At 71.3% G+C, this 6660-nt stretch carries 5 protein-coding genes; 2 read left to right on the forward strand and 3 right to left on the reverse strand.

Annotation, left to right across the window (positions count from 1 at the left end):
• Positions 1 to 2 precede the first annotated feature (2 nt).
• The 3 genes from OP79_RS37945 to OP79_RS37955 all read right to left on the reverse strand — a co-directional run bounded on the left by OP79_RS37945 (position 3) and on the right by OP79_RS37955 (position 4166).
• Entirely contained in the window at positions 3 to 452 is a 450-nt protein-coding gene (locus tag OP79_RS37945; RefSeq protein ID WP_033326993.1) for a roadblock/LC7 domain-containing protein, read from the reverse strand.
• Positions 453 to 529: 77 nt separating this feature from the next.
• Entirely contained in the window at positions 530 to 2596 is a 2067-nt protein-coding gene (locus tag OP79_RS37950; RefSeq protein WP_033326994.1) for an ATP-binding protein, read from the reverse strand.
• 355 nt (positions 2597 to 2951) lie between these two features.
• Complete coding sequence (locus OP79_RS37955; RefSeq protein WP_033326995.1) at positions 2952 to 4166, reverse strand: MBL fold metallo-hydrolase; 1215 nt, start codon at positions 4164 to 4166, stop codon at positions 2952 to 2954.
• Positions 4167 to 4480: 314 nt separating this feature from the next.
• Between OP79_RS37955 and OP79_RS37960 the strand changes: the two genes are divergently transcribed.
• Both OP79_RS37960 and OP79_RS37965 read left to right on the forward strand, forming a co-directional pair.
• Positions 4481 to 5674: a glutamate dehydrogenase gene (locus OP79_RS37960; RefSeq protein ID WP_033326996.1), complete on the forward strand. Its 1194-nt coding sequence runs from the start codon at positions 4481 to 4483 to the stop codon at positions 5672 to 5674.
• Between the two features lie 40 nt (positions 5675 to 5714).
• Positions 5715 to 6311, forward strand: coding sequence for a TetR/AcrR family transcriptional regulator (locus OP79_RS37965; protein WP_078492262.1), 597 nt, complete (start codon positions 5715 to 5717; stop codon positions 6309 to 6311).
• Positions 6312 to 6660 lie beyond the last annotated feature (349 nt).

Raw genomic sequence — 6660 nt, forward strand, 5'->3', positions numbered from 1 at the left:
GCTCAAGGCCTCATCGCCGAGGGCTCGACGGGGGACTGCCCGAGGGGGGACTGCCTGGGTGCGGTCATCAGATACGGGCGGACGCTCTTGACCAGCATCGCCATCTCGTATCCGAGCACGGCCGCGTCGGCCTCGCGTCCGGCGAGCACGGCGAGACAGGTGCCGGAGCCCGCGGTGGACACGAACAGCAGGGTGGAGTCGAGTTCGACGACGACCTGGCGTACGTCACCGCCGTCCCCGAAGCGGACGCCCGCGCTGCGCCCCAGGGAGTACAGCCCGGAGGCGAGAGCCGCCATGTGGTCGGCACTGTCGGGGTCGAGGCCATGGACCGACTTCACCAACCCGTCGCAGGAGAGCAGCACCGCGCTTCTGGTGTGCGGAACACGCTGCACCAGGCCGCTCATCAGCCAGTCGAGATCGGATACATGGGCGGTCGGCACATCGCTCGCCATGGGGGATCGACTCCTTGAAGTACGTGCGTCTGTGGGAGCGGAGGTGTGGGTGGACGTGGAAGTGGGGGTGGCGTTGATCATCCGGCTGGTGTGCTTCCGTCATGTCGGGCGGTGAAGTCATGAGTGGACGCGGGCGCCGACTCGCGCGCGGCGTGCGCCTCGGGTGATTCGTGCGCGCTCCCGGGTGCGGCGTCCCTGCGCGCCGCGTCCCGTTGCTGGGCCTCGGCGAGCCCGATGCCCCGCTGAAAGGCCGCCATCAGGCCGGGGTCGTGCCCGACGAGGAACTCGGACTCCGGGCGGGGCAGGGGCCCTTCGCGCAGCTCGGGCACGATGTGCTCCTGGGCGCGCCGTCTGGGCAGTTGGGGCTTTCCCATGGTGCCGCGCACCGCACCGCCCCGCGGCGTCGGCGAGGTGAGCGTCTTCGCGACGTTCTCGATCACGACCCGTCGGTCGTCGGAGCGGATGCCGGGCACCGCCTCCGCCGGATTGGGCCGCGCCTCGGCGCCGCGCACGGGGAGCGGCACCGAACGGCTGCCGCTCACCACCGTCGTTCCTGCCGCCGCGTCATCCTGCGGCTGCCGCGACGCCGCAGGCCTCTCGCCACGGTACCCGTGCGCGGTCGCCTCCTGACGGGCAGTCGATTCCTGACACGCCATCGTTTCCTGACGCTGCGCATGCGATACGTCTACGGGGGCGCCCGGCACGGCACCCTGCACCGGAACGGGCGTGCCCTGGACCGGGACCTCCGTCCCACGAGCCGAAACGCCGTGGGGAGCCGCCGTCCCGTGCTCGAACTTCCCCTGGACCTCGACACCCTGAACCGGAGTGCCGTACACCGGAACGCCCTCGGCCGGCGTACCGGCTTCCGGCACCACCGTCCGCGACCGACCGGCCCCCGCCTGCCCTGCTCCCGGCTGCCCCGCCACCGCCTGCTCGGGTTCCGTGCCGAGGAGCTCCTGCGGCATGACGAGCACGGCCTGGATGCCGCCGTAGATATTGGTCTGCAGCCGGACCGCGATGCCGTGCCGACGCGCGAGCTGCGAGACCACGAACAGCCCGATGCGGCCGTCCTGCAACAGGCTCGCGACGTTCACCTGGTCCGGGTCGGCGAGCAGGGTGTTCATCTTGTTCTGTTCGGCCGGCGGCATGCCGAGCCCGCGGTCCTCGACCTCGACGGCGAGCCCGGAGGTGACGAGGTTGGCGCGCAGCAGGACCTGCGTCTGCGGGGCCGAGAACACCGTGGCGTTCTCGACGAGTTCGGCCAGCAGATGGATCACGTCGGCGACGGCGTGACCGCGCACGGTGCCTTCGATCGGCGGCACGAGCTTGACCCTCGAGTACTGCTCGACCTCGGCGGTGGCGGAGCGCAGCACCTCGGTCATGGAGACCGGCTTGCTCCACTGACGGCGGGAGACGGCGCCGCCGAGCACGGCGAGGTTCTCGGCATGGCGGCGGATGCGGGTGGCGAGGTGGTCGACGTGGAAGAGGCCCTTGAGCAGGTCCGGGTCCTCGATCTCGTTCTCCAGCTCGTCCAGGACCGAGATCTCGCGCTGCACGAGGGACTGAAGTCGCCGGGCCAGATTGACGAAGACCTCGAGCTTCTGCTCGCTGCCCGCCTGGCTGGACAGCCGTGAGGCCTGGACGACCGCGCTGACGGCGCCGTCGTGGGCGCGTGCGAGGTCGTCGGCTAGCAGGTCGAACTCGTCGGCGTCCGGGGCCGGTTCGCCGCGCTTGTGGCGCGCGGGCGGCCCGTCGCCGCGTCGCAGGGCCTCGACCAGGCCGCGCAGTTCGGCCTGGTCACGGGCGCTGGCGCCGCGCAGCGTACCGACCCGCTCGCGTACGGACCTGGCGGCGCGGTCGGCGGCCACGGCGGCGATCACGATGCCCGCGAGGGCGACCGCGACGGCCCCGCTGAGGACGATCCACAGGGTGAGGCTGGGCCTGGCCATGGTCGAGCGGACGGTGAACAGCACGGCGGCGCTGGCGCTGAGGGCCACCGCGATGGGCGGCAGGACCGCGAGACGCAGGAGCTGGGGCCGTATATGGGTCTCGGGCAGCGAGGGGGCGGTGCGGGCGACCGGTCGCCCGTGGCGCCCGCCCTCGCGGCGGTCTGCGCGTGCGGCCGGTGCGCGAAGGTGAGACATCGACGTCCTCGTACTGGATATGTCGGGGCCGTTGCGGCTCCCGCGGATCTGCGAGTCGGGCATGCGCCATCGCGGTGCCGTTCGCGCACGCCGAAAATCCGGCCCTGCGTCGCCCGGCGGCCACTCACAGTAGTCGCCAGCGCATCACACTCGGTGGGCAGTTGACAAAGTCCGGCGGGCATCGTCCCGCTCTGGTATGAGCGTTCGTACGACAGACCGATAAGCCCCTCGTACGCGCGTTCCTGTGCACGATCGGATCGATCAGACCTGGTCAGAAACGGTCAGCACAAAAAGGCGAGGGCCGAGGAGCACATCGCTCCTCGGCCCTCGCCGACCGTCCTCGCTTACGTCCCGATCACCCTGCCGGGACGGTTTCCGGCTCTCCGGTGTCCTCCGCGGTGTCACCCGGCGTATCTGCGACCACCTTGGCGGCCGGCTTCTCGGCGACCGGCCAGCCACCGACCGGTGTGTGCGCCACGCCGCGCCACCAGGGCTCGGACGGCACGGTCTCGGCCATGGGCTCGAAGGGCTCACCGGGACGGGGCAGCGCGATCCGCGCACCGGCCGCTCGGGCGGCGGTGATCGTCCCCTCGCCGGGCTCGGCCCAGGGGTGCGTCGCCAGGTTGAACGTCGCCCAGTGGATCGGCAGCATCACGCCGCTGGGCTTCTCGCCCTGGAGGTCCAGGTGGGCGCGCATGCCCTCCTCGGGCGTCATGTGGATGTCGGGCCAGAAGTCGGAATAGGCGCCGATCTGGATCATCGTGGCGTCGAAGGGGCCGTGCTCGGCGCCGATGTCCTTGAATCCGGTGAAGTACCCGGTGTCGCCGCTGTGATAGATCCGGTGCTCATCACCCGCGACGACCCACGAGGCCCAGAGGGTGTGCTGGGTGTTGCGCAGTCCTCGCCCGCAGAAGTGGCGGGCGGGCGTGGCGGTCAGAGAGATCCCGCCGACCTTCGTCGTCTCGTTCCAGTCCAGCTCGCGCAGCCGGTCCGGGGAGACGCCCCAGTGCTCCAGGTGGGCGCCGACCCCGAGGGGCACCGCGAACACCGTGTCCGTATCGGCCAGGGCCTTGATGGAGGGCAGGTCGAGGTGGTCGTAGTGATCGTGCGAGATGACGACCACGTCGACCGCGCCGAGCGCCGTCAGCGGCAGGGGCACAGGGTGCAGCCGCTTGGGCCCGGCGAAGGCGACCGGGGAGCAGCGCTCGCCCCAGACGGGGTCGAAGAGCACCCGGTGGCCGTCGATCTCGGCGAGCACGCTGGAGTGCCCCATCCACGTCAGCCGCAGGCCGTGGGCCGGGGGCCTGGCGAGGTCGGCGAGGGTCGTGGCGTGCACCGGCACCGTCCCCGCCGGGGCGCGGCGAACCCGCTCTTCCTTGCGGAAGAAGGCCTGCGCGAACTCGCGCATCGCGCCGTCGGGCCGGGGGGCGCCCTCCGGATTCCGGAAGACGCCGTCCGCGAAGTTCGGCGATCTGCGGATGCGCTCCATGCGCTCACCGCTCGGATCCGCGCCGAAGGCGGCGGGCCGCAGAGCACGGAGCCCGGAGCTCAGGGGACGGAAACCGGTCACGGCACCTCCAGGTGGAGTCGGTCTGACATTTCATTATGGTCGCCGCCTCTGACAGCGCCGGGTCGGGCGTATGACAGGGCGGTGTCCGCGCCGGACACGGCGAGATCCACCACGTACGACGTCGGCCCATACTGAAGATCCGTTCAGCACGTTGACAGAGCCGCACAACCCTTTCGATACTGACTGCTTATTCAGCAACGACAGGCCCCGACCGGCACCGGGCCCACCCTGGGCACCCGGTCCCACGCTGCTCAAACGCTCCGACTCCGCTGCCTGTTCCCGGTTCCCGATTTCCCGTTCCCGAGGAGACCCCCATGACCGCCCAGGACAGCAGTCCCTTGATGACGCTCACCTGGACCGACCACGTCACCGGCCGCCAAGGGCACCTGGTCGTGGACCGGCTGGTGCGCGGAGTCTCCAGCGGCGGGCTGCGGATGCGGGCGGGCTGCACGTTGGGCGAGGTCACCGGCCTCGCGCGGGGCATGACCATGAAGGAGGCACTGCACTACAACCCCGAGGGACGCTACATCCCGCTGGGCGGCGCGAAGGGCGGCATCGACTGCGATCCCCAGGGCCCCGAGGCGTACGGGATCCTCGTGCGCTATCTGCGCGCCATGCGCCCGTACATCGAGAACTTCTGGACCACCGGCGAGGACCTCGGCCTCACCCAGGACGTCGTCGACCGGGCCGCCGCCGAGGCGGGACTCGTCTCGTCCATCCAGGCCGTGTACCCGCTGCTCGACGACGAGGCGACGGCCCGGCGGCGGCTGGCGGACGCCTTCGCCGTCGAAGTGGACGGCATCGGGCTCGACGAACTGGCCGGCGGCTGCGGGGTGGCCGAGTCCGTCCTCGCGGCGCTGGACCGCAGTAAACGGCCGTACGCGGGGACGAGGGTGGCCGTGCAGGGTCTGGGCACCATGGGCGGGGCCACGGCACGGTTCCTCGCGCGCGCGGGACTCACGATCGTGGCGGTCGCCGACGTGAAGGGCACGATCGCCAACCCGGCGGGACTCGACGTCGAGGCACTGCTGGCCGCCCGTGACGCGTACGGAACGGTCGACCGCTCGGCGGCACTTCGCCCGGCCGACCTCGAACTGCCGGGCGACGCCTGGCTGTCCGCCGAGGCCGAGGTACTGGTGCCGGCAGCGGTCTCGTACGCGATCGACACCGTCAACCAGGCGCGGATCACGGCTCGTTGGATCGTCGAGGCCGCGAACATGCCCGTACTGCCCGAGGCGGAGGAACTGCTCGCCGCGCGCGGTGTCACCGTCCTGCCGGACGTCGTCGTCAACTCCGGGACCAACGCCTGGTGGTGGTGGACGCTGTTCGGCGACATCGGAGCCGACGCGGACGAGGCGTTCACATACACACGACGCTCCATGCGGGCCCTGATCGACCAGATGCTCACGCGCGCGGAGGCCGACGGCACGACACCACGGGCGGCCGCACACGCGATCGTCGCGGACCGACTGCCGGTGATTTCCGAACGGTTCGGGTGGTATCGGTGACGCCGGATGCCTGTCCGGCCCCGTGTGTAGGGTTGCGGGCGTGGCCAGGGTTCGGTTGAGCGTTCAGGAGCGGCGGGAGGAGTTGCTGCGGGCCGCCGTCGAGCAGATCGAGGCGCGGGGTGTGGCGGCGGTACGGATCGCCGATGTGGCCGCCGCGCTCGGGGTGAGCAACGCGCTGGTGCTCTATCACTTCTCGACGAAGGAAAAGCTGGTCGCCGCCGCGTTCACGTACGCGGCCGAGGGCGACCTCGCTCATCTGCGCAAGCTCCTCGCCCGCCGCACCACAGCCCTGCGCCGTCTCCGAGCGGCCGTCCGCTGGTACGCCCCGACAGACCGGGCCAAGGGCTGGCGCCTGTGGATCGAGGGCTGGTCAGCAGCCCTGCGCGATCCCGCACTACGGGACGTCACACGCGACCTCGACCGCCAGTGGAAGGCCGCGCTGGCCGAGGTCATCACGGAGGGCGTGGCCGCCGGCGAGTTCCACTGCCCGTCCCCCATGGACACGGCTCTCCGCCTCACCGCACTCCTGGACGGCCTGGCCGTCCAGATGACGGCGTACGAGGGTGCGGTATCCCGAGCCCGGACACAGCAGTGGGCGGACGAGGCCTTGGCTCACGAACTGCCTCCGGCGGTTTAGCAGGGGTGCCTACCGGGTGGGTGGGTTCAGTCCGTTGGCGACTGCGGGCCGTCTGTGGCTGGTCGCGCCGTTCCCCGCGCCCCTTAGGTGGGTGGGGGGTGCAGGGCCGTGGGCCGGTGCGTCAGCCCGTCGCAGGCCGGGCATACGACCCTGGCCCGGTACACGGTGCGGGTTCTCCGAGACCGAAGCTAAGCGACGGGCATACGACGCACCGGCCCACGACCCCTCCCGCCGGAGGGCAAGTGCGGGAGGTTGGGGGTGCGGGCTTTCCCGGGGCCCGGGTAGGCGCAGGTTTTCAGGGGCGCGGGGAACTGCGCGACCAGCCACGACGCACCCGCAGCCGCGACAC

Origin of the sequence: Streptomyces yerevanensis (assembly GCF_000716805.1) — a bacterium.
In the GTDB taxonomy this organism is placed as follows: Bacteria; Actinomycetota; Actinomycetes; order Streptomycetales; family Streptomycetaceae; genus Streptomyces; species Streptomyces flaveus.

Excerpts from the sequence above, each read along its gene's own strand:
- OP79_RS37945 (WP_033326993.1), bottom strand. The coding sequence starts at position 452 with ATGGCGAGCGATGTGCCGACCGCCCATGTATCCGATCTCGACTGGCTG.
- OP79_RS37950 (WP_033326994.1), bottom strand. The coding sequence starts at position 2,596 with ATGTCTCACCTTCGCGCACCGGCCGCACGCGCAGACCGCCGCGAGGGC.
- OP79_RS37960 (WP_033326996.1), top strand. The coding sequence starts at position 4,481 with ATGACCGCCCAGGACAGCAGTCCCTTGATGACGCTCACCTGGACCGAC.